Source organism: Exiguobacterium sp. s133, assembly GCF_018618595.1.
GTDB classification, from domain to species: Bacteria; Bacillota; Bacilli; order Exiguobacteriales; family Exiguobacteriaceae; genus Exiguobacterium_A; species Exiguobacterium_A oxidotolerans.
The window spans coordinates 1-22654 of record NZ_JACSMK010000011.1 but is presented as its reverse complement, the minus strand read 5'-3'; the positions used below and the strand labels follow the sequence as shown (position 1 = coordinate 22654).

General features: G+C 49.9%; 19 protein-coding genes and 1 riboswitch. Of the genes, 9 read left to right on the top strand and 10 right to left on the bottom strand.

What is annotated here, in order from left to right; all coding sequences use genetic code 11:
- Nucleotides 1-10: 10 nt before the first annotated feature.
- The 8 genes from KNP96_RS13270 to KNP96_RS13235 form a co-directional block, all read right to left on the bottom strand.
- On the bottom strand, nt 11-877 hold the full coding sequence (locus tag KNP96_RS13270; RefSeq protein ID WP_214771062.1) for a ComEC/Rec2 family competence protein: 867 nt from the start codon (nt 875-877) through the stop codon (nt 11-13).
- The gene (locus KNP96_RS13265) at nt 874-1425 is read right to left on the bottom strand and encodes a histidine phosphatase family protein (protein ID WP_029330219.1); all 552 of its coding nucleotides are present in this window, start codon (nt 1423-1425) and stop codon (nt 874-876) included. The genes KNP96_RS13270 and KNP96_RS13265 overlap by 4 nt, the downstream gene beginning before the upstream one ends.
- 62 nt (nt 1426-1487) lie before the next feature.
- Nucleotides 1488-2282, bottom strand: a complete 795-nt coding sequence (locus KNP96_RS13260; RefSeq protein WP_214771059.1) for a DUF3307 domain-containing protein — start codon at nt 2280-2282, stop codon at nt 1488-1490.
- Nucleotides 2279-2926 carry a hypothetical protein gene (locus tag KNP96_RS13255; RefSeq protein ID WP_214771056.1) on the bottom strand — a complete coding sequence of 216 codons (648 nt, stop codon included), beginning with the start codon at nt 2924-2926 and terminating at the stop codon, nt 2279-2281. Before KNP96_RS13255 ends, KNP96_RS13260 begins: the two co-directional genes overlap by 4 nt.
- A gap of 260 nt (nt 2927-3186) precedes the next feature.
- Nucleotides 3187-3657 carry an NUDIX domain-containing protein gene (locus tag KNP96_RS13250; RefSeq protein WP_235195152.1) on the bottom strand — a complete coding sequence of 157 codons (471 nt, stop codon included), beginning with the start codon at nt 3655-3657 and terminating at the stop codon, nt 3187-3189.
- Nucleotides 3658-3953: 296 nt separating this feature from the next.
- A complete protein-coding gene (parC, locus tag KNP96_RS13245; RefSeq protein WP_214771053.1) occupies nt 3954-6359 on the bottom strand; it encodes a DNA topoisomerase IV subunit A in 2406 nt (801 codons plus the stop codon).
- Nucleotides 6352-8322, bottom strand: coding sequence for a DNA topoisomerase IV subunit B (parE, locus tag KNP96_RS13240; protein WP_088837167.1), 1971 nt, complete (start codon nt 8320-8322; stop codon nt 6352-6354). Before parE ends, parC begins: the two co-directional genes overlap by 8 nt.
- A gap of 159 nt (nt 8323-8481) precedes the next feature.
- A complete protein-coding gene (locus KNP96_RS13235; protein WP_214771050.1) occupies nt 8482-8883 on the bottom strand; it encodes a CoA-binding protein in 402 nt (133 codons plus the stop codon).
- A gap of 431 nt (nt 8884-9314) precedes the next feature.
- Between KNP96_RS13235 and KNP96_RS13230 the strand changes: the two genes are divergently transcribed.
- The 7 genes from KNP96_RS13230 (at nt 9315) to KNP96_RS13200 (ending at nt 18223) form a co-directional block, all read left to right on the top strand.
- Nucleotides 9315-10355, top strand: a complete 1041-nt coding sequence (locus KNP96_RS13230) for a tyrosine-type recombinase/integrase (RefSeq protein ID WP_251132166.1) — start codon at nt 9315-9317, stop codon at nt 10353-10355.
- A 47-nt stretch (nt 10356-10402) separates the two neighbouring features.
- Complete coding sequence (locus tag KNP96_RS13225; RefSeq protein ID WP_214771047.1) at nt 10403-13003, top strand: DEAD/DEAH box helicase; 2601 nt, start codon at nt 10403-10405, stop codon at nt 13001-13003.
- 339 nt (nt 13004-13342) lie between these two features.
- A complete protein-coding gene (locus KNP96_RS13220) occupies nt 13343-13981 on the top strand; it encodes a 50S ribosomal protein L25/general stress protein Ctc (protein ID WP_214771044.1) in 639 nt (212 codons plus the stop codon).
- Between the two features lie 91 nt (nt 13982-14072).
- Nucleotides 14073-14171, top strand: a riboswitch (TPP riboswitch).
- A gap of 99 nt (nt 14172-14270) precedes the next feature.
- Nucleotides 14271-14849: an ECF transporter S component gene (locus tag KNP96_RS13215; RefSeq protein WP_088837162.1), complete on the top strand. Its 579-nt coding sequence runs from the start codon at nt 14271-14273 to the stop codon at nt 14847-14849.
- Nucleotides 14846-16411 (top strand): ABC transporter ATP-binding protein, encoded by a 1566-nt coding sequence (locus KNP96_RS13210; RefSeq protein WP_251135799.1) that lies wholly within the window; start codon nt 14846-14848, stop codon nt 16409-16411. Before KNP96_RS13215 ends, KNP96_RS13210 begins: the two co-directional genes overlap by 4 nt.
- The gene (locus tag KNP96_RS13205; RefSeq protein ID WP_214771041.1) at nt 16377-17102 is read left to right on the top strand and encodes an energy-coupling factor transporter transmembrane component T family protein; all 726 of its coding nucleotides are present in this window, start codon (nt 16377-16379) and stop codon (nt 17100-17102) included. Before KNP96_RS13210 ends, KNP96_RS13205 begins: the two co-directional genes overlap by 35 nt.
- A gap of 77 nt (nt 17103-17179) precedes the next feature.
- Entirely contained in the window at nt 17180-18223 is a 1044-nt protein-coding gene (locus KNP96_RS13200) for an NAD(P)/FAD-dependent oxidoreductase (protein ID WP_214771038.1), read from the top strand.
- 532 nt (nt 18224-18755) lie between these two features.
- On the opposite strand, the gene KNP96_RS13195 is transcribed toward KNP96_RS13200, so the two are convergent.
- Nucleotides 18756-19559, bottom strand: coding sequence for an alpha/beta fold hydrolase (locus KNP96_RS13195; RefSeq protein ID WP_214771035.1), 804 nt, complete (start codon nt 19557-19559; stop codon nt 18756-18758).
- Nucleotides 19560-19762: 203 nt separating this feature from the next.
- Here KNP96_RS13195 and KNP96_RS13190 point away from each other — a divergent pair, with 203 nt between their 5' ends.
- Nucleotides 19763-20983 (top strand): hypothetical protein, encoded by a 1221-nt coding sequence (locus KNP96_RS13190; RefSeq protein ID WP_214771032.1) that lies wholly within the window; start codon nt 19763-19765, stop codon nt 20981-20983.
- 3 nt (nt 20984-20986) lie between these two features.
- Nucleotides 20987-22210, top strand: coding sequence for a hypothetical protein (locus tag KNP96_RS13185; protein WP_214771030.1), 1224 nt, complete (start codon nt 20987-20989; stop codon nt 22208-22210).
- Here the strand turns inward: KNP96_RS13185 and KNP96_RS13180 are convergent, their stop codons facing one another.
- Nucleotides 22211-22441, bottom strand: coding sequence for a hypothetical protein (locus KNP96_RS13180; protein WP_029330173.1), 231 nt, complete (start codon nt 22439-22441; stop codon nt 22211-22213).
- Between the last annotated feature and the right edge of the window lie 213 nt (nt 22442-22654).

Sequence of the window (22654 nt, the reverse complement as noted above, 5' to 3'; positions counted from 1 at the left end):
TCATGCCTCCTTAGTTCGGACGGAAGTCTTTGCGACTTGTGACGGTAATCGCCATCCCATCCGATGTGTATTCAATCGTCCCCATCCGGTCCGTCCGGTCGATTGTGATGCTCTCTGCTGCTAAGGCATTCATGACTATCGGCCGGGGATGGTTGTAGGCATTTCCTTCTCCCGCTGAAATTAAGGCACGTTCAGGGTGGACCGCTTGCAGAAATGGAATCGACGACGATGTATCGGCACCGTGATGACCAATCTTTAAGACATCTGCCTTGACGTCAATTCCGGCTGTTAGTAATTGTTGCTCCGTCCGAGTCGGCGCGTCCCCCATGAAGAGGAACGTATTCTCCTCGTGCGTCATCTTCAGGACGGCACTCCAACTGTTTAAATCACGGGTCCCGTCCGTCAAAGGAGCGATGATCTCAAAATCGGCTGATTCACTCGGAATGACGACGCCGGCTTTCGCCGTTTTGATTGTCACCCCTTCATTTTTAACAGCAAGCAAAAAGTCACGATAGGTATCGGTCGTGTGATTGACACGCGGGGCGTAGACTTGGTCGACATCAAATGCTTCAAGGACGGTGTCGAGTCCGCCGATGTGATCGGCGTCAGGGTGGGTCGCGATGACGGCTGTTATGCGTCTCACCCCAAGCGCTTTTAAGTAGCGGACAACGTCATCTCCTTTCCCATTGTTGCCACCATCAATCAAAATCGCGTCCGTCTTCGTCCGGATGAAGGTGCTGTCACCTTGTCCGACATCAAATCCGTATACCGAGACCGTCGTTTCGGCGCGGTCGGTGCGTAGCGCTTCGTCCTCCCGCGTCATATAGAAAATGATGATGAGACCGAGGGCGAGCAGAATCGTCGAAGCCCATTTCATCGTCTAACCTCACTCTTTTCAAATTGATAGAGCATCCCGTTGCGCGGGTGACGGAAGCGGGGGCCGGTGTAACCACGTTTTTTCAGTGCCGTGCGCATCAATAACATCATTCCGCCGTGACCGACGAGGAGAACGCGTTCATTATTCTCGAACGCCAATTGATTCAACAACACTTCAATGCGTTGGTTGGCATCTTTAATCTGCGCCTGAATCCGTTTGCTGAACGGAGCGACAAGCCGACCGATGATCGCCCAGGCGAGGAAGGGGAGGCGAATCCGGGAATTGATTGTCGGGAACGGCACTTCCCGTAAAAGGTCGGTCACGATGATCTCATCCTCATAGACACTCTCCGCTGTCTGGATCGCCCGCGGCATACTGCTCGCATAACAGATCGTCCAGTCCGTCTGTCCGAGTTCGACCGGTTTGACATCGATCGCCGAGCTATCGTACCGTTCAATCCAAGCTTCGATATCGGAAGCGCTAATCCAACCTTTCGTCGGATATCCTTCTGTGACCCGGTGGTGTCTGACTAATCCAATCGTTTTCATTTTTGTTCGACGGTCTTTCTGGTAAAGCCAGGAAGCCGTCTCACCTCACTTTCTTTCTCGTTCTATAATACGAAGCGAATGGCGATTCCGCAGAGGAGTGCGCTCAAAATACTAAGTAAACTGCCGATGATATAATATTCCGCAAAACGGCGGTCTTCAAACTGCTTGAACCGCGCCAATGCTTTGAGAGCGATGATGAAGCCGATTGCACCAACCGCATTGACGGCGACGAGAATAACGATGATTGCCCGCTCGACGAGACCGATATAGCGACCAACGCCATTAATCTCTGTCGTGTAACTGCGGGCCGAATCCTCAACCTCGTGGGTGACGGAACGGCTGATCCCGTTCAATTGTTCCTTACGAGTCACTTTCCGCTCGAAATGGGATTCAATCAATCGGGGAGCGAACGGTAGCAGCAAGGGGGCGATGCCGCGTCCGACCAGTTCCGTCGCAACCAGGCTCCACATGATGATCCAAAGCACTTGGAAGGAGAGGGTGATAGCACTTGGCCAACTGATTGGGAACATCACCGCAATCAGACCAATGATGATGCCGATATGTAACAGTTGATCAATCCAAAAAGCCGGTGCCGGTTTGATGATCCGCTTAAGTTGCGAGCGGTCAATGACGGCGTGTGATCCGATAATCGCACTGAAGAGATACAGGGCACTTGCGAGCTCGAATTGTCCGGTCAGGTAAAAATAACTTAAGACAGCCGCTGTACAGAGGCTATGTATCCCGAGATGGACGAGCAGGGGGCGAAGCTTCCGGTGCTTGTGCTCCGCGATCCGTTTACCTTGCAGCGGGAAATCGGCAATGAGATGGGCAATCAGAAGGCTCAACAGTAAATTCATCCAATCGCCTCCCAGACCTGGAGTTGCTCGAGCGCTTGTATAAAAGCCGTTTCGAGTTGCTTCCGTTGTTTACGTTGCGAGCGGGCAACAAGTTTCGCGACGTTAATTCGGGCATCTTTTTCTTGAAAACCCATTTTTAGTCCGATTTCTTCATACGTTGCGTCCGGGAATCGGTCCATCAGTGTATGGAGCTCGACTTGACGATCTGTTTTCCCAAAATAAGCGGGATACAGCATATCGACATAGCCTGTTAGTAAAGCAGCCGGGAAATAAGGGGGGCCGGCGAAAACGATTTGATTGTCTGATTTTTTGGCCGCCTCTTGCGCTTGGAAGGCAAAAATGATGGCGCTACCGTTCGCTTCGTCGGCTTCTGTCGTCGAAAGCGTTTCATATTGACCAAATCCGACGCCGACATAACCGTCGAGCGGACTATTAACGAGTTCGAGTAAAACAGGATAACAGATTGGGTAGCTTTGGAAAACACCGAGTAAGCTGTCTCCAGACTTGATTTGAAATGGGACGAGTGCGTCTTTAAACTGATCATTTAATTGCTCCGCTAACGTCCGGAGTGTCTGCAATAATTCTTCTTTGTGCGGAAAAGTGCGTGAGTTTTTGACGTCAAATGAAATGGCGACGGCTTGCATCAAATTCCTCCTTTGTTACTGATAATCCGGTTACAACCGTAATGTTACCGACATAAAGGTAACAAGTGATTTGTTACTGTATTTAGAGTAACAGGGGTGGATGTAAAAAACAAAGGGGCAAACTGACTATTTTTTATGGGGGACATGCAAAAAAATTATTTTTTTGTTAGTTAACATAACATATATTATCAATAGTTAAATAATCTTGTCTCATAAGTAAGGTAAACTCAATATAGTGAGACAAAACAAAAAACACGACATTAGCCGTGTTTGCGACAATCATATGGTTGATTACGTTCCAACCGATGAATGAGCCGATCAAGAAAAATATGATGCCGGCGTTCGAGCTGTGTGATGCGATCAAGCGGCAACCAGGCGAAATGGAAAAAATCACCGCAATCTTGACCGTCACCCGCAACACAATGCGTCCATCTGTTTTCTTGGCATTCGATATGGGCATGATAGAAATACGTGTAATGGACCCGCATCCGCTCTGGGTAACGCATCTCTTCTTCGCCAACGTATTGAACGGTCGCAAGTGATAGACCACTTTCTTCCAACGTCTCGCGGACGGCTGCTTCCTTGGCGATTTCTGCGTCTTCAATCGTCCCGGCAGGAATCTGCCAGTCACTATCTGGAGCTGATTGTGGATGAAAAACAAGTAGTTCCCATCCCTCTGGTTGTTCCCGTGTGATATAGATTGCTACTTTTTCGCGTCGTCTGAATTTCATCTTCATCACCTCTCCAGTTAGGCAGATGGCACAAAAGCAGCTAAGGACGGATCCGTAGCTGCTTGAGAAATACATATAAGCTACGCTTCGAACCGCTTCGCGTCTGATGTGACATGCTTGACCTGACCATTTTCTTTTATTGTAGCGGTTATTGGTCACTCTTTCAATTTGTAAACTAAAGATTCACCGATAATTTGTGGAAATAATCTAAAAAAATGATTAAAAAGACGACATTTCCTACAAAAAGACAGAAAAAAAGACGTCCCCCACGCTTCATCGTGAGGGACGTCTGACCGTCAAACGGTATACCAGTCAACGAGTGGACCGAATTTTTCTTCATCATACGCAAACGAACCATTCGATAAGCGATCGAGATAAGACAAGGAACCGATTTGAATCGATTTTGCCTGCTCTTTTCCGATTAAAAGGAGTTCTTTTTGATTCGTGACATCAAGTAACGCCGCTACCTGATGCGGTTTTGATTTTAAATCACGCAACAATTGCTGACCACGTAAGGCACGATTCGTGATTTGGAACTGATCCGAAAGGCGCATCTTCTTCAAGGCACCCCGCTGTGTCAGTAAGACGATATTCGGTGCTTGCATAAAGGCAATCGCCCCTGCGACGACATCATCATCCTTCAGGTTGATGGCTTTGACACCTGCTGCCCGAACGCCGACGACCGGTACATCGTCTTCCGTGAACCAAAGACCAAAGCCGTTTTGCGTTGCGAGGAACAATTGTTTCTCGCCAGTTGAGACCGCAGCATAGAGGACCTCGTCATCTGCTTTTAAGCGGACGCCTTGCAATGGTTTCGACTTCCGCTGGGCATTGTAATCGCTCAGTTTCGATCGTTTGACCATTCCTTGGCGAGTGACGAACAGACAATGTGACGTTTCGTCGAACGTCCGGACGAGATCAATCGAGAGGACACGGTCGCCCGGTTCGAGTGGTACGAGATTGGCGACGTGTTGTCCGCCATCCTTCCATTTCGTATCTGGGAGCTGATGGACCGGAATCAATAAGTAATTACCGCGTATCGTCCAGACGATGACGTGATCGGTCGTCATCGCTTGCCCTTGATAGAGCAGACGATCCTGTTCCTTCATCTCCGGGAGGTCGTTCGAGGCACCGAATGACCGGAGCGACGAGCGTTTGATGTAGCCGTTTTTCGACATGAAGACCATCGTTTCTTCGACAGCGATCATGACTTCCGTCTTCAGTTTCAGTTCTTCGACCTCAGCTTCGACGGTCGAACGGCGTTCATCCGCGACTTGATCCTTTAAGATGCTCAATTCTTTAATGATGAGGCGGTTCCGCGTCTTCTCATCGTTCAAGATTTTCTCGAGACGCGTGACTTCCTTCTCGAGTTTTTCAGCCTCTTCCTGCAATTCGACGATGTCCGTATTTGTCAGGCGATACAGTTGGAGCATGACGACGGCTTCCGCTTGGCGGTCCGAGAAAGAGAACCGTTCAATCAGGTTCTCTTTTGCTTCCGCTTTGTTCGTCGCAGCCCGAATCAGACGAAGTGTCTCATCGAGGACGGAAATCGCTGTCATCAAGGCAGAAACGACTTCCTGGCGGCGTTTCGCTTGATCGAGATCAAACGTTGTCCGGCGGATGACGACTTCCTTGACGTGGCTTAAATAAGCATCCAGTAAGGCGAGCACACCCATTTGACGCGGTGTCCGCTCATGGATGGCGACCATATTGTAGTTATAGGCGACTTGGAGGTCGGTTTGTTTGAGGTAAAAATGTAAAATCCCCTCTGCATCAGCCTCTTTTTTCAGTTCGATGACGACACGCAGTCCATCCCGGTCCGTTTCATCGCGGACATCAGCCACTCCTTCGACTTTACGGTCGAGGCGTAATTCTTCCATCCGTTTGACGAGATTTGCTTTGTTGACTTCGTATGGCAGTTCCGTGATGACGATTTGCTGACGTCCCCCGCGGAGTGTCTCGATTGTCGCCCGCGACCGGATGATGACTTTCCCGCGTCCTGTTTCGAACGCTTTTTTGATCCCGTCGAGCCCTTGCACGACGCCACCAGTCGGGAAATCAGGTCCTTGCATGTGTGTCAGCAGGTCGTTGACGTCATTGACCGTGCCTGAGATGCGACCGATTGCCGCATCGAGGACTTCGCCCGCGTGGTGCGGAGGAATCTCTGTCGCGTATCCGGCAGAAATCCCGGTCGAGCCGTTCATCAACAAGTTCGGTAACAACGAAGGTAAAACGAGTGGTTCTTCCGTCGTATCATCAAAGTTGAGGGTATAATCGACCGTCTGTTTATTGATGCCGTCTAGAATCAAGCTTGAGACTTTCGAGAGACGCGCTTCCGTATACCGCATCGCGGCCGCGCTATCGCCGTCGATCGATCCATTATTCCCTTGCATGTCGACGAGCGGGTACCGTAACTTCCACTCCTGACTCAAGCGGACCATCGCCTCATAGACAGACGAGTCGCCGTGCGGGTGGTAATTGCCGATGACGACCCCGACCGTCTTGGCAGACTTCCGGTACGCACGGTCATACAGATTCCCTTCCGTATGCATTGCATAGAGAATACGCCGCTGGACGGGTTTGAGCCCGTCGCGCGCATCCGGTAAAGCCCGGTCTTGAATGATGTATTTCGAATAACGTCCGAACCGGTCACCGACGACCTGTTCGAGCGATAAATTTAAGATGTTTTGTAAATTAGACATGCTTTGTCACACTCGCTTTCGTCACGTGTTCGTTTTCAATGATTGAGATGTCTTCCGCGAGTCCGAACGCGACGTTATCTTCAATCCATGACCGGCGGTGGCCAACGTTATCGCCCATCAAGACGGAAACACGTTTTTCAGCAACGGCGGCGTCGTCGATCGTGACGCGAATCAAAGTCCGGGTCTCAGGATCCATCGTCGTTTCCCAAAGTTGAGGAGCATTCATCTCACCAAGTCCTTTGTAGCGTTGGATCATATAGCCTTTACCATACTTTTTCGTTGTTTTCGCAAGTGTGTCTTCATCCCAGACATACTCAAACTTCTCCGTTTTCCCCTTACCTTTCGAGACACGATACAGCGGAGGTAAAGCGACGAAGACTTTTCCGGCGTCAATCAACGGACGCATGTAACGGAAGAAAAACGTCAGCAGGAGGACTTGAATGTGGGCCCCATCGGTATCGGCATCGGTCATGATGATGACCTTGTCGAAATTACAGTCGGACAGGTCGAAATCTGCCCCGACCCCGGCTCCAATCGCATGGATGATCATGTTGATTTCTTCATTCTTCATGATGTCCGCGAGTTTCGCTTTTTCCGTATTGAGGACTTTCCCGCGTAACGGTAAAATCGCTTGGAACGTCCGGTTCCGTCCTTGTTTCGCAGAACCGCCGGCAGAATCTCCCTCGACGAGGAACAATTCATTTTTGTCGGCGTTTTTTGAAGCGGCCGGTGTCAATTTCCCGTTTAAGATGCTGGAACGTTTCTTTTTCTTGCCGTTGCGCGCTTCTTCCCGGGCTTTGCGGGCTGCTTCGCGAGCTTGTGCCGCACGAATGGCTTTTTTAATGAGCAAAGTCGCCGTTTGCGGGTTTTCTTCGAGGTACGTCGACAGACGGCGGCTGATGACGGCGTCACAACTCGTCCGTGCTTCAGGAGAACCGAGTTTTGACTTCGTTTGTCCTTCGAACTGGAGGAATTCTTCCGGAATCCGAATCGAGACGATCATCGTCAAGCCTTCCCGGATATCATTGCCGTCGAGATTTTTATCTTTTTCTTTTAATAAACTATTTTTACGGGCATATTCGTTCATAACGCGGGTCATTGCCGTTTTCGAACCGACTTCATGGGTTCCGCCGTCACGCGTCCGGACGTTATTGACGAACGACAGGACGTTTTCCGAGTAGGCGTCCGTGAACTGGAACGCGATATCGACTTCGATTTCGTTTTCGACGCCTTCAAACGCGACCGTCGGATGCAGGACATCCTTGTCGTCGTTCAAATAACCGACGAACTCGCTGACCCCTTCTTCGTATTGGAAGACATCTGCTTTGTCGGACCGTTCGTCCGTCAACGTGATTTTCAAGCCTTTTAAGAGGAAAGCGGATTCACGAAGACGTTCAGCGAGCGTTTCGTAGTTGTATGTCAAGGTACTGAAAATTTTCGCATCCGGCTTAAAATAGACAGCCGTTCCTTTTTGACGCGTCGCTCCCGTCTCAAGTAACGTCGTTTTAGGCATTCCGCCATTTTCAAACGTTTGCTCGAACTGTTTTCCGTCACGATAAATCGTCACCTTCAAGTCTGTGGATAAGGCATTGACGACGGAGGCACCGACACCATGCAATCCACCAGATGTCTTATAACCGCCTTGACCGAATTTTCCGCCGGCGTGGAGAACGGTGAAGATGACTTCTGCCGTCGGTTTCCCCGACGCGTGCATTCCCGTCGGCATCCCGCGCCCGTGGTCACGGACCGTGATGGCGTTATCTTTATGGATCGTGACATCGATCTGTTCCCCGAACCCGGCAAGGGCTTCATCGATTGCGTTATCGACGATCTCATACACCAAGTGGTGGAGTCCACGATGATCGGTCGATCCGATATACATACCTGGGCGCTTCCGGACAGCTTCGAGTCCTTCGAGCACCTGGATGGCATCGTCATTATAATTGTTTAAATCTGTCGCCATAGTTTTCACCTCATATAGAAAAACGCCGATTTTCCAAACATTCGTTCGTTTTTCTAGTAGTCTGTATCTAATTGTAGGCATCTTCTTGCTATCTGACAAGGGGGAACGTAAAAAAGACACTCACTCGCGTTTGAGTAAGTGTCTTGATTTGACTCGAAATCATAAGTATTGGTGTTCGATTTTGATGCATCGATTTTCGATATACGGGATTCCTGCCCCGAGCGCTAAACTTTCCGCTTCGACGCTCGACAGACCGAGCTGGTTCCAAATCATCCCGACGTCGCCATGGGCAACCGCTTCTTTTGCAGCGTCCGCTAAAAACTCGGAGCGACGGAACACGTCGACGATATCGATATGACCCGGGATGCTATCGACCGTCGGATAAACTTTTAATCCGTTCCATTCGTCAAGCGTCGGATTGACGGGAACGACCTCGTACCCGTTCTGCACAAGATAATCGGCGATCCAGTTCGCAGTTTTCCCGGAATCACTTGAAATCCCGACGACGGCAATCCGTTTCGCTTCTTTTAGTAATTGGCGTGCTTGTTGATCAGAAATCATTCGTTTCTCCCCCTATACGTAATTGAGTCAATCTTCTTGTCTATACCCGAATCACTTTCGGTTAAGCCGTGTTTCTAAAAGTTTGCAACAATTCCGAGAAAAAACGAAAAACGATCTGTACGAAAATGAGACGACCAACCACCTGTCGAAGTCATGTTCGATGCAACTGAGAGCGAAATTGGTTTTCAAGAATATTTTTCTGAATTCATTCTATCAAGGTGACATAATACAATTATTGTTCTGTTTGACATAAGAAAATACACCTTTCGTTGATTTGCATCGAGTTGACCAGTCACCCGTTAGTCGGAAAGTCGATGCAACTGAGGTCTCCCTGTCTGACAATTTAATATTGCGTGAAATAACTATTTCACGCAAACTAGTGTACCGTCTACCAACGTTTGGTATAGTAAGGTCAGAGGGGGAATAGACTGATGAGTTTATTTAAAAATCTAGGAAAAACCGTTAAAACCGTCCAAATTCCGGCCCATACCGTTGATCTACCAGGCTATCACCGGATGCCGGAATTTATTCGCGATTACATCGACCACTTAGCTTCAAAAAATTTCTCAAAAGCAACGATGCGTCGTTATGTGTATGATTTTGATTCGTTTTTTAGCTTTGTCGCCGCCGCGTCAGGGCAGGATGTCCGGGCGATTGATATCACGCAAGAGGCGTTCCTTGAGATTGACGGCGCGGGAATTGCGGCTTACGCCGAATACTTAGCCTTGACGAAGGGCAATGCGCCGAGTGTCATCAACCGGAAGTTGTCGGCGTTACAATCGTTATTTCGCCATTTGATCGACATCGGCGTCCTGTCGGAAAACCCGGTCGCAAAAATCAACCGTCCGAAACAGGCAAAACGTGATCCGGTCTACTTAACGAAACGTGAATGGGATGAATTGATTCAATTGCTGCCGTCGAACATTGAGATGAATCCGCGGGAGGCGGCCCATTATGAGCGTGACCGCGTCCGTGACGTGACGTTGTTCCAGCTACTCGGCTATAGCGGGATGCGTCTCAGCGAGATGACACAATTGACGTGGAACGATCTCGATTTTCATGAAGGGACGATTCGGGTGATTGGTAAAGGCAACAAGGAGCGGGTCATCCCACTTGCGCAACCGGCACGCGTCGCCCTCAGAAAGTATGCCGCCCATTATCAGTTGTCGATGCGTGGGAAAGATGCTGTATTCGAAAAACAAGGGAAACCGCTCAGCCCGCGGGCGGTCCAACATATATTAAAGCGGCATACCGATCGGTTACGATCGGTCTTACCGTTTTTGGAACGAAAACAAATCACACCGCACAAGTTACGGCATACGTTTGCGACGCGTCTCGCGACAGGCGGCGTCGATGTCTTGACGATTCAGCAACTCCTTGGGCACGAGTCCGTCGCGACGACTCAAGTCTATGCCCATATCGGCGATCAGGAGAAAAAACGGGCGATTGAATTATTTGATGGTGAACGATAATAGTATTATGTCACCTTATAGTAACTTTATAGTAAAGGAGACCACAGATGAATTTTGGATTAAGTGAACGAAAAATCAAACAAATGTCAGATACCTATGCCTTTCGCCGCGGAAAACGGTATGTGACGGCAAAAAAAGTGACCTTACGCAACTACACACCGGGTGACCTCTTCGTCGAGGCGGAAGTTGCCGGTGAAACACGTTTTCACGTCCACGTTCATCTCCGGGAAACGGGTGTTGACGCCGGATGCAACTGTCCCTCGCTCGCCATGGATGCCTCGTTTTGTGGGCATATCGTCGCAGTGCTGTTAGCCTTACAACAAATTCAAGCCTACGGGACGCCCGGACCGAATCGTCCGGCCATCACACCGTTTTCAGCGCAACCGACAATTGAAGATGCCGCAGCTGCAACCTATCTTGCGACATTGACACGCGAAAATAAAGCGCAGCTCCGGTTTGACGTCCGCGACGGCGGGATTGCACTCGAAAGCCTGACGACACAGCGCAGTTATCTCTTGTCCCTGCCCTACTTCGACCGTTTACTGAACGACCGCGACTGGTTACGGGAACGGGCGGACATCTGGATGAGCGCCGCTGTCCGGGGCCGACTCGTCAGCGGATCCCCTCGCGTCAAACTGGCTCTCGACCGGATCAATACCCGCCTGGAAGTCGTCGTCACGTTTGATTACGACGGCAAAACCGTCAACCCGTTGACTCCGACACGCTGGATCGGGCGTGACTTGTCGACGGAGCGGGCGGTGACGCGTTATTTGGAAGCGACAGGACTCTGCGCGGATCAAGCCCGTTATGTAGTAGAAGGAGAAAGTAATCACTACGTTGTCTTAAAAGGTTTACTTGACCCGATGGTTGCCCTCGGTCAACTCGAGTTATACGCGACGGCGAGCATCAAAACGGCATTGCTCCCCGGTCCATTCCATCCGAAAATTGAAGTCAACGTGACGAAGCGACTCGATTGGTTGACGTTCAAGTTTTCGATGGACGGGATTTCAGAACAAGAACTGTCGGCGGTCCTCGCGTCACTCGTGACGCAAAAGACGTACCACCGTTTACGCTCGGGACAATTGTTGTCGCTTGAAGACCGTGCCTTCACGCAAATCAAACGGCTGTTACAGGAAGTCGAAGCGACGGAACAGACGTTACTTGAAGCGGAATTGACCGTTCCTGCCGTGCCGAACTTGGCCCTGTTGACCCCGGCTGCTTTCTTGACGGTCCACAGTCAACTGAAGGAACGATTGCTCGAGATGAAAGCCGGAAAAACAGAGCGACTGGCGTTACCGGAACCGCTCGCGACACAACTTTTGCCGTATCAGCAAGACGGCGTCCGCTTCTTCAAGAGTCTTGCGGCACACGACTGTCATGGCATCTTAGCGGACGAGATGGGACTCGGCAAAACGATTCAAGCCATCGGTTATATCGAAACGCTCCCGAGTTCACGTGTCTTGATCGTCGCCCCGGCGTCACTCCTCTACAACTGGGCAGCAGAGCTGCACCGCTTTGCCCCGACACGCACCGTTCGTGTGCTCAGCGGGAGTCGTGCGTCGCGCTTACGACAGCTCGAAGACTTGCCGGACGACGTCATTCTCATCATCTCCTACCCGTCGCTCCGGCTCGACATCAAAAATCATCAAACGATCCATTACGATTGTATCTTTTTTGATGAAGCACAACATCTGAAGAATCCACGGTCGCAGACGACGGTCAGCTTAAAACAACTGTGGGCGACGCGGCGGTTTGCCTTGACGGGGACGCCGCTCGAAAACAAGACGCTTGATCTCTGGTCAATCTTTGACGTCGTCTTCCCGGCACTCTTGCCGGACCGGCAACGGTTTCTCGACTGGTCAGCACGGGACGTTCAACAATTCGTCGAACCGTTTTTGCTGCGCCGGACGAAAAAAGATGTTTTGCAACAGTTGCCGGCGAAACAAGTCGTCCATCAGTACACGGAACTGACGGCGGCACAGAAAAAACTCTATGCCGCCCACTTGGCAAAGTTACAGCTCGAGACGTTACAGCATCTCGATCAGTCAAAACCGGAAGAACGGATGAAGTTACTCGCCGGATTGACCCGGCTCCGGCAAATCTGTTGCGATCCCCGGTTGTTCGTCGAAAACTACCGTGGTCGGTCGGCGAAACGGGACCGGTTGCTCGCCTTGATTCAAGAAAAACGGGCAGCAGGCAAACGGATCTTAATTTTTTCACAGTTTACAAAAATGCTCGATTTGATTCGGGACGACCTGCATGAGTTGCACCTCCCTCATTTCGAACTGCGCGGGGATACACCGATTGCGGAGCGTCTCGAACGCTGCGACCGTTTTAATGCAGGCGAAGTCGATCTGTTTTTGATTTCACTGAAGGCGGGCGGCACCGGACTGAACCTGGCGACGGCGGATACTGTCATCTTATATGACAGTTGGTGGAATCCGGCTGTCGAACAGCAAGCGGCTGACCGGGCACACCGGATGGGACAAACACAGACGGTCGAAGTCATTAAATTAATCACGAAAGGCACGATCGAAGAAAAAATCATCGAGCTGCAGGAACGGAAAGCGACACTCGTGACGGACATACTTGAACAACCGGCGTCACTTGCGTTATCGGTCGATGAGATGGTTCAATTGCTTGAATAAGAGGAAAGGCACCGATTTCTTAATAGGATGTAAACCGTTGCTGCTCTAGGGAGAACAGGTTTCTGGCTATCGTTTTTTCGCCGGTTGATGTTTAGCTTTTAATGTTACGGGGGTATAACTATCATAGCACCGCATCAGCGAGTTGCTTTTACAACCACATGTTTCTCAATATCAGCGTAATGACCTGGGAGAGAAATGCTAACCACTCACTTCGATCTTCATTTTTATGAAATCAATTTGAAATAGCATTCGATGCACCGTCTTGATCCGGAACGATTCGTTCCACTCCTTTCTTCATTACCTTTTGAGGGCTATACCAAATTCAAGGGGGAAATGAACATGTCAGTAACATTAAAAGTAGAAGAACGCGAAGTACGCCCACGCTCACTTAGAAAGCAATTACGTCATGAAGGAAAAGCTCTTGGTGTCGTGTATGGTTACAAAGTGGAAAGTACACCGATTGCCTTTGACGAAAAAGCATTGATCAAAGTCGTTCGCGAACATGGTGAGAATGCACTTGTTGCACTTCAAATCGGTGGTAAAAAAGTCAACACACTGATCAATAAACTCGATATGGATATCTTCACACCAACAATCAAGCACGTTGAATTCATCGCTGTTAAAATGGATGAAGAAACAGAAGTCGAAACAGATATCGTCCTCGTCGGCGAAGCGGCTGGTGCAAAACTTGGTGGATATCTTTCACAAACACTCTTTAAAGTAACAGTTGCAGCTACACCAGATAAATTACCGGAACGCGTCGAAGTCGATGTGACAAATCTTAACCTCGGTGATTCTCTATCGGTTTCGGATTTACCGGAAGAAAAAGAATACCGTATCGTTACGGAAGGTGACATTCAAGTCGTTGCCGTCGTCGAATCGACACTTGAAGCGGATCTCGAAGAAGCAGATGCTGAAGAATCAGCTGAAGCGACAGAAGAGGTTTCTACTGAAGAACACACGGAAGAAAAAGAATAATTTTTCTTACCCTCCCCTCGCGGAGGGTTTTTTTATCTGTATTGACAACTGTCAGTAGAGTCGGTACAGTAAATAGCGTACACATTATATGCACATCCACTAGGGGAGCCCATTGGCTGAGACGATTCACTTCGGACCCTTTGAACCTGATCTAGTTCATACTAGCGTAGGAAAGTGGAGCGGTAATTCGTTCAATTTTTCTGCATGTTTGCAGATTCAGCGACCGCTCTCTTTCATAGAGGGCGGTCTTTTTGTTTGTCTGGTGGTTGTGCCAAAGGGAGATAGGAACATGAACAGTTGGAAAATGAAAGAAATCATTGTCATGATGATGTTGTCGGTTGCTTGCGGGGTACTCTACTTAGGGTGGTCGACATTGTGGTTACCGATTTCCGCGATCTTCGGACCGGTCGGATCGAACTGGATGTTCGGGATTTGGGTCATCGCGAGTCCGCTTGTCGCCTACATCATTCAAAAGCCCGGGGCAGCACTGATTGCAGAAGTCGTCGCCGCGGCTGTCGAATTATTCACGGGGAGTCACTTCGGATTATCGGCCTTATTGATTGGTTTCGCTCAAGGAATCGGTGCCGAAATCGCTTTTGCCCTCTTCGGATACCGGAAGTTCAACACAATGACGTTAGTTCTATCCGGAATGTTCGCCGCAATCGGCAGTATGGTCTATAGTCTTGTCGTCAATGGTTTCGCCTACTATACGACGACGACACTTCTGTTGACGTTTTCCCTTCAACTCGTCAGCGGTGCATTGCTCGGTGGATTACTTGCGAAAGTCATCGTCGATGCGCTCGTCAAGACAGGGACGTTGAACGGTTATGCGATCGGGCGTAAGCGGCGGAAGCCGGATGCAGCATGATTCATTGTAACGACTTGTCTGTCCGCTATCCTGGGCAACATGACAACGTCCTGCACAAGGTGACGGTGACGCTACACGAAGGGGAAACGACGTTGCTCGTCGGACCGAGCGGCAGTGGGAAAACGACGTTTTTACATGTTCTCGCCGGCTTATTACCTGACGCGATCGAAGCCGATGTCAGCGGCCACTGCAAAACGAATGGGACGGTCGGAATCCTTTTTCAAAATCCGGACGACCAGTTCTGCATGCAGACCGTCGGAGCGGAAGTTGCCTTTAGTCTTGAAAATCGCTCAGTCGACCGCAGTCAGATGGATGACCGGATTGACGCCGTACTGGCACGTGTCGGTCTGGACGTGCCGCTGACGACACCGATTATGCAACTGTCAGGAGGGATGAAACAACGACTCGCCCTCGCCTGCGTCCTAGCGCTTGAGCCGGATATTCTATTGCTTGACGAACCGACGGCGCAACTCGATCCGGCAGGACATCGGGTTTTGATGCAGCTGATTGAGGAACTCCATCACGACCGGACGTTGACGCTCGTTCTGATTGAACATCAGCTTGACCGCTGTGTGACGTTCAGTGACCGGGTGCTCGTCTTCGATCACGGCGGAACGATTTTACGCGATGGTCCGCCGCTTGATGTCTTCGGTCAGCATCGCGCTGAACTCGAACGACGCGGCATTGCAACACCGCTCCTCTACCCGTATGAACTGGAAACCGTGCCCCCCGCTTCTTCCCAGGCGGGGCGGTTACGAAAAACGAATAACATCCGTCCTCCGGTTCGGCACGACACGACGTTCGCGCTGACGCGCACCGCGATTAGCCGGCGTAAGCAAGTGATTGTCGATAACCTGTCGCTTGCAACACACGCCGGAGAATGGATCATGGTCGTCGGATCGAACGGTGCCGGGAAAAGCACGTTGCTCGAAACACTGGCGAAATTGATTCCGGCGCAAGGCGGTACGGTCCGCTTGTTCGAAAAAGAACTGCGGACATGGAAAAGTCGGAGCTATTACCGACACGTCGGATTCGTCTTTCAACAGCCAGAGCTCCAATTTCTCAAGCAGACGGTCGAAGACGAGCTCGTAATCAGCATGGATGCACCGACGCCGGAGCGGATTGAAACGGCGTTGCAATCCTACCGGTTAACCCATGTCGCCCGTCAGTCGCCCCTCGCTCTGAGCATGGGTCAAAAGCGACGGCTCAGCGTCGCGACGATGTTGTTAGAACCAAAAGACGTCCTGTTGCTCGATGAACCGACGTTCGGTCAAGATGCCGAGACGACAGGTCAACTCATCGAGATGTTCGAGCAGGCTCGATTAAACGGGACGACGCTGATCATGGTGACGCATGACATGGAGCTGGTCCACCAGTATGCCGACCGGGTCCTCGTCCTTGGTGACGGGCGACTTCAGTTCGACGGCACACCGGACACTTTGTTTAAAGACGAGACGTTACTCGAGCATAACCAACTCTCTCGTCCGTTATCGTATTTGTATCAGCAACTCGAGGAGGTGAAACGTCGTGCAGGAAAACGACTCCCCGCTCGCGCGTATTAATCCGGCACTCAAGCTCGGTGCCCTTCTGTACGTGATGGTGCTTTTGATTGCGGCACCGACGTTACGCGAAACGATAGCCTTACTTTTACTCGCTGCGGTCGGATTGGGCTGCTCCGGTTGGTCACTGTTGATGCTCGCCAAACGGGTCTCCCCCTACCTCGTCTTGTTCTTGCTGACATTTTGGATGATGGCAGCCTTCGGAAAAGGCAGTACGGAAGTTTGGTCATTCGGTTGGTTTCGCGTGACGGAAGAAAGTATCGGTCACGCCTGGTTGATCGCACTGCGGATGCTTGCCTTCGTCTTCCTCAGTTTGACGTTCATCGCGACGACCGACCAAACCCGGTTCGTCATGAGCCTGATTCATCAGTGCCGGCTTCCGGACCGGCTCGCCTATGGCTTTTTAGCAGGGATTCGTTTTATTCCGATCTTTCAGCAGGAAATAAGAACAATCCGTCAAGCACGGCGGGTCCGCCAACAGCACTCGATTTGGCCATGGCAGACGTTTTTCGCCATCAGTTTACCGCTTTTTACGAACAGTATCATCCGTTCGGAACAAATCGCGATTGCGATGGAAGCGCGTCGGTTTCAAGCCGAGCGGACGTATTATGTCCGTCCGGTCGTGACGCGTCACGATCAAGTGTTTTTTGCTCTCGTTTGTCTCGTGGCGAGCTTGCTTCGGATTGTCCTATGACATTCATTAGATTAACGCAGACGGATTCAGGGAATCATAGTCTCGGAAGCAGTTAATTTAAAGAAGTAGGTGAAGGTTTGAAGCGAATCGTATTAGTCGGGGCAGGTCATGCCCATTTAGAATGTATCAAAGAAGGCACGCATCCGGATGTTGAATGGATCGTCATCAACCCGTCCCGTTATCAGTATTATTCAGGAATGTTCTCCGGTCTTGCGGACGGCACGTATCGACTCGAGGAGACCCGGGTCGATGTCAAAGCACTCTGTTCTCTTCACGGAAAGACATTGATGGAGGACCGTGTCACGCGGATCGATCCGCAAACGAAACAAGTTTTCTGTCAGTCAGGCGAAATCATTTCTTACGACGTCGTATCGTGTAACATCGGTTCGAATGACTGGAATGTCTCAGATGCAACGTCACGCGTCACAATCAAGCCGAATTATCAAATCGATCAGGCGCTCCGTCAGTTTAAAGAGGCATCGTCGCCCGTCATCGTCGGGAGCGGTGCTGCTGCAATCGAGATGGCGGCCTCATTCCAATCGGACGGTTGTCCGGTCACACTCGTCCATGATGAATCGCTCCTCGCAGGACACCCGGCAGAAGCGAGCATCCTTGACCGGTTGGATACGCTGGGCGTGACACGCATCGTCGACCGGTTCGTCTCTCTTGATGAGCAAACCGTCCGGCTCCAGTCGGGCCAATCATTCAAAGCGGATGCCGTCCTGTTTTTAGGTGGCGCGTCAGCGCTTGATTTGTTCAAGGCATCCGGCCTCTATTGTGACGACCGCGGATTTTTGCTCGTCCACGAGACGTTCCAGTCGCTAGAGGACCCTTCTCTGTTTGCCGTCGGCGACTGTGCGACGCTCGCCGCATATCCGAACACACCGAAGAACGGTGTAACCGCCGTCCGGCAAGCACCGGTCTTGCTTGAGAACCTTCTTCGTTTCATCAATCAGGAACGTTTGCGGACGTTCCGGCCGCAAACGCGTTACTTGACGATTCTATCGATGGGACATCAGCAAGGAACCTTGCTTTACGGACGACACTATCAGACGAATCATTTGAGCTGGCGTTTGAAACAATGGATCGATCGCCGGTTCATCAAAAGTTATACGACATAAGAACTCGAATTTCGAATGAACTGGGTGTTCGGTTCAAGGCGGAACGTGCACTAAGGTGTCTGCATGTGGAACCTCCTAAAACAGAGAGGTATTCATTCCTCAATCTAGACACAAAAACAGCCATCACATACTTGCGATGGCTGTTTCAGACTGTAGACAACGTGCTATCAGGAAATCAAGCGTCTTTTTTCGTTGCTTTCCTCGGGCGAGGCGCAAGCCGTTGCTCCTTGATCCTAACGGACAACGAGCAGGGTCTTGCCTGCCTCTGAAAGTGCGTTAAAAACGCACTTTTTCCCGTAGGAGTCAACGAAACGTGACGCTTTTTAGGGAATACCGTGAGATAAATCCAAATATGCAGACGGTTTAGAGCGTAATCTGTCTTGAATCGCTTAGAACCGCGAACGATTGCCGCTTTGAATACGAGGTGAGACAGGGAAGCGCATCTCGATATAGAATTTTCAGGCTTCATAACCGTTTGTCTACAGCTTTAACAGCCATCGCATACTTACGATGGCTGTTTTTGTGTCGTTGATTATTTTAAGAACGCAAGTAACGTATCGTTGAATTTTTCGCGTTCATCGAGTACTGTCCCGTGCCCGCTCTCTTCAAATGGTTCGATGCGTGAGTTCGGGATTGCTTTTTGCATTTCTTCCGCAAATTCAAACGGACAGACTTTATCTTTTTTACCGTGAATGATTAACGTCTCGACGTCAATCTGCGGCAATTCATCCCGTAAGTCTTCGTCGCGCAAGGCGATTGCCGATAAAATCGTGCCGTGAGAAGAGGCTGCGACACTTAAGTTGTGGAACCATTGTGTCATCGGTTCTGAATGGTCTTGTTCAAAGAAGATTTTTCCGAATCCTTCAAGCATCGCCGGACGGTCTTTTCTCGTATCGGCAATCAAGTCATCGACTTCGTCTTTTGTCATCCCGTACGGGTACCCTTCCCGTTGCGTGAAGACCGGAGCTGCAGCACCCGCAAGAATCAATTTCGAGATTTTGCTCGATCCGTGGTTGAGCAGATAGCGTAACGCAATCCCGCCACCCATGGAAAAGCCGAGTAACGCTGCGTCTTTCAGTTCGAGCTGCGTAATGACTTGATCGATGTCAGATGCCATCGTTGCATAATCATATCCGCTGGCTGGAGCATCCGATTTGCCGTAGCCGCGGTAATCAACCCCGATGTAACGGTAGCCGGCGTCGAGCAAGGCATTCTTTTGATATTCGAACATGTTGTTATTCGCTGGCCATCCGTGTAACATGACGACCGGTTGTCCTGAACCGACATCTTCGACATAAATTTTAGTTCCGTCAACTGCTTGAATGAATGTACCCATTTGAATAACCCCCGTGTAGTAGTGAAATCCGTGCATGATTGAGTATTACCCCGTTCTGATAGATTATTAACATCTTAAGGTTAAAGTGAAATGAAAAATAGATAAAATATGGAAAAAGATATGGTAAAATAAGTAGAAAACGACGGGGAGGGATTGTCATTAAATCATGGTCACTGGCATTAGGACTGGCCTGCAGTCTCATCTTGTCCGGGTGCGGTCAAGAACGTTTATTGAAGCTTGAGTCCGTACCGGCGTATTGGTCAGCCGAAAGTTTTGTCAATCGGCAATTTGTAGACGATGTACCGGCAGAACAGAAAAAACAGATGTTAAAAACGTGCAAGAATAAAAAGACGACGGCACTGCCCTCATCCTACCGGATCCTTAATACATATGAGATGTACTTTTCCTTAAAAACGCTTGAAATGTATGGAGCTCAAACCGAGGTCTTTTATCTCGCTGAAAAAGAAAACCTGTACCTCGCCTGCCGGTCGCGGGATACGCATCAATTAAAAATTCATCCGGTCGAAGCGAAAGACCATCCGTGGGTGAAGGTAGACCAAGGAACGGACAAAACGCCCTTGCAGACGCCGACATTTTTCCCGGTGACGGAAAAACAGCGGACACGCCATGCGGATCAAAATCGTGAAGCGAAAACAGAGGGTGATTTCAGCCGTCGTCTCGCACCCTTCCATAACTTACATATGCCGATTGCGGGACAGGTACTCGTCATCCTGACAGAGAACAACAAAGAGCACGTGCTCGTCGATGTCCCGACTTCGTTCATCAACCAGACGACAGACTTTTATTTGACGACGCGTCCGAGCGGGAACGGAGCAAATGCGATATATCATTCGATTACTTTCGAAAGTCCCGGTTGGTACCTGCAGGACCGGATCGTAATGACGACATATGATCAGGAAAAAGTCGACATGACGTATCATCCCTTACCGGAGACACTTACGGCGAATCAAACGATTCCGTATGTGACGTTACGCGCAAAAAATGAGCTGGGCGATGTAGAAGAAAAAACCTTGTCCTTACGATATCAACCGGTTTATCAGAAGGTGAAGTTATTCGAAATGGACGATGAAGAACGCAATGACGGAATCGAAGGTTTCCTCCATCCGACGATCGAGTCCCTGCAAGAAGGCAATATCCGCAAAATTGGTATCATGCCGGATGAATTATCACTTGCCCTCGCGAACGAACTGAAACAGGTCACCCTCGAGCAACCGCAAGGAAATAAACCGTCGCTTCAGTATTTAACACTCGTCGACAAGGGGAAAACACAAACGTTCACCGTGTATTTAAAAAAGCGTGCCCAGAAAACAGATGTCTACCTGCAAGACACAACCTCGAAAAAAGGTACAAAATTGTCAGGTGAGCTGGCTGCACAGCTCGCGGAACAGATTGAGGGGGAATGAGATATGCGCATACGGTTCGTGTTGGCACTCTGCCTCGTATTCTTGAGTGGCTGTGCTGAAGATCCGGAACCGGTCCGGTTCAGCTATGTACCGGACCTTTACGATACGTTAAACGTCAGCGACTTCAAAAGTGCCGATCCGAAACTGGGGAGCCTGATTCAAGAAGTCTGTCATCAAAAAAAGGTCAAGCCACCAAAACAGTATACCGTGGGTGACCATTATTACGTCTCGCTCGTCAACATCGGACTGTTCATCGAAGGGACGCGGGCGACGTATATCGAGGCGGACGGTCAACCATACCTTTATTGTGATGACATGCGGCATCTGCCGACGTTCCATTCGTTAACGAAAAAACAAAAATCATTTTCAACTTCAGCCTTGAAGAAACCGGTGAAAAAGATCGAAATCAAGAACATTGATCCGAAAAATCGTCAACTGTACAGCCATCTGGTCGATCATGTTCGCAAGTCGCAAATGCAGTTGACACTGCCGACGACGGGATACCTCGTCATCCGGGCGACGAATGATCAGACGAAAGAAACAACCGTCACGAATGTGATGGAATTGACGCCGTTTGCTCACGGGATACCGCACTTCGTATTTATTGATAAGACGTACATGGACGACCGACATCAGATTCGTCCGCACCTGCTGACGGATGGGATCAATCTTCTTTTTGAAGCGCCGATTATCGAGGCGGAAAAACCAGTCAAGGTACGCTTTACACCGGCAGAACCGAACAGTCAGGGTGAGTATGGATCGCTACAGGTAACTACGACATCAGGAGAACGGTCGCGCTATACGTTGACCGTCAGACAGGAGTCCGAGCTACCGCCAGGCATCAAGCTGCTACCGGATGACGACGACAGTTCGGAGTCCCCCCACCATGCCGTTTTTCATGACCGTCCGTTTCCAAAGGTCGACTACACACAAAAAACGCCATATGACGAATTGAGCGAGCAGGAATTCCTGATGACATCCGTCGAGGAAATGAAGACGTTGACAGGATTGATCAAGCAAAGTCAGGTCGCGGAGAAAAAGGGAAAACTCGCAGAGCGGTCCTATTTGACGCTCTTCAACGGAGATCAAGCACAACAGTATCGGATTTATCTCGATCGACGTGTCAAAAAGACGGATATCTACCTTGAAGACCGGACGCGGAAAATCAGCTTTAAATTGACGCCGGAAGCACGGAACTTACTGCTCGATTCCTATCAGATCAACTGATTAGAACAAAAAATGCTGGGTGACATAAATGAGACAACATACGAGGATGAAGACAATGCCTTCTTGCAACCACTCTGCACGGGACAGCGGTTCCCGCAAAAACGAGGCGCAGCCAATCAGGATGGCAAAGAAATAAAGATAGACGAATCCACCTGACAGTAAAAAACCGAGAATCAATACCATGCCGAATACTACGGTCATACCGGATACAATCAGTTTCCGTCGCGTCATTCTGTCTCACCTCTGTTGTCCGTTTTAACTCATTTACCCGTTTCTGCAAGAGAACATGTAAAATGCCTGACATCCGAAGAACGGGTGTCAGGCATTTCAGACTGTAGACAAACCCTCATATCCACTTGGAAATGAGGGTTTGTCTTATGTATGCGTAAAAAATATGACACTCCATTAGGATTCCGACTGGAATCCCATGACCAATTGGCCAAT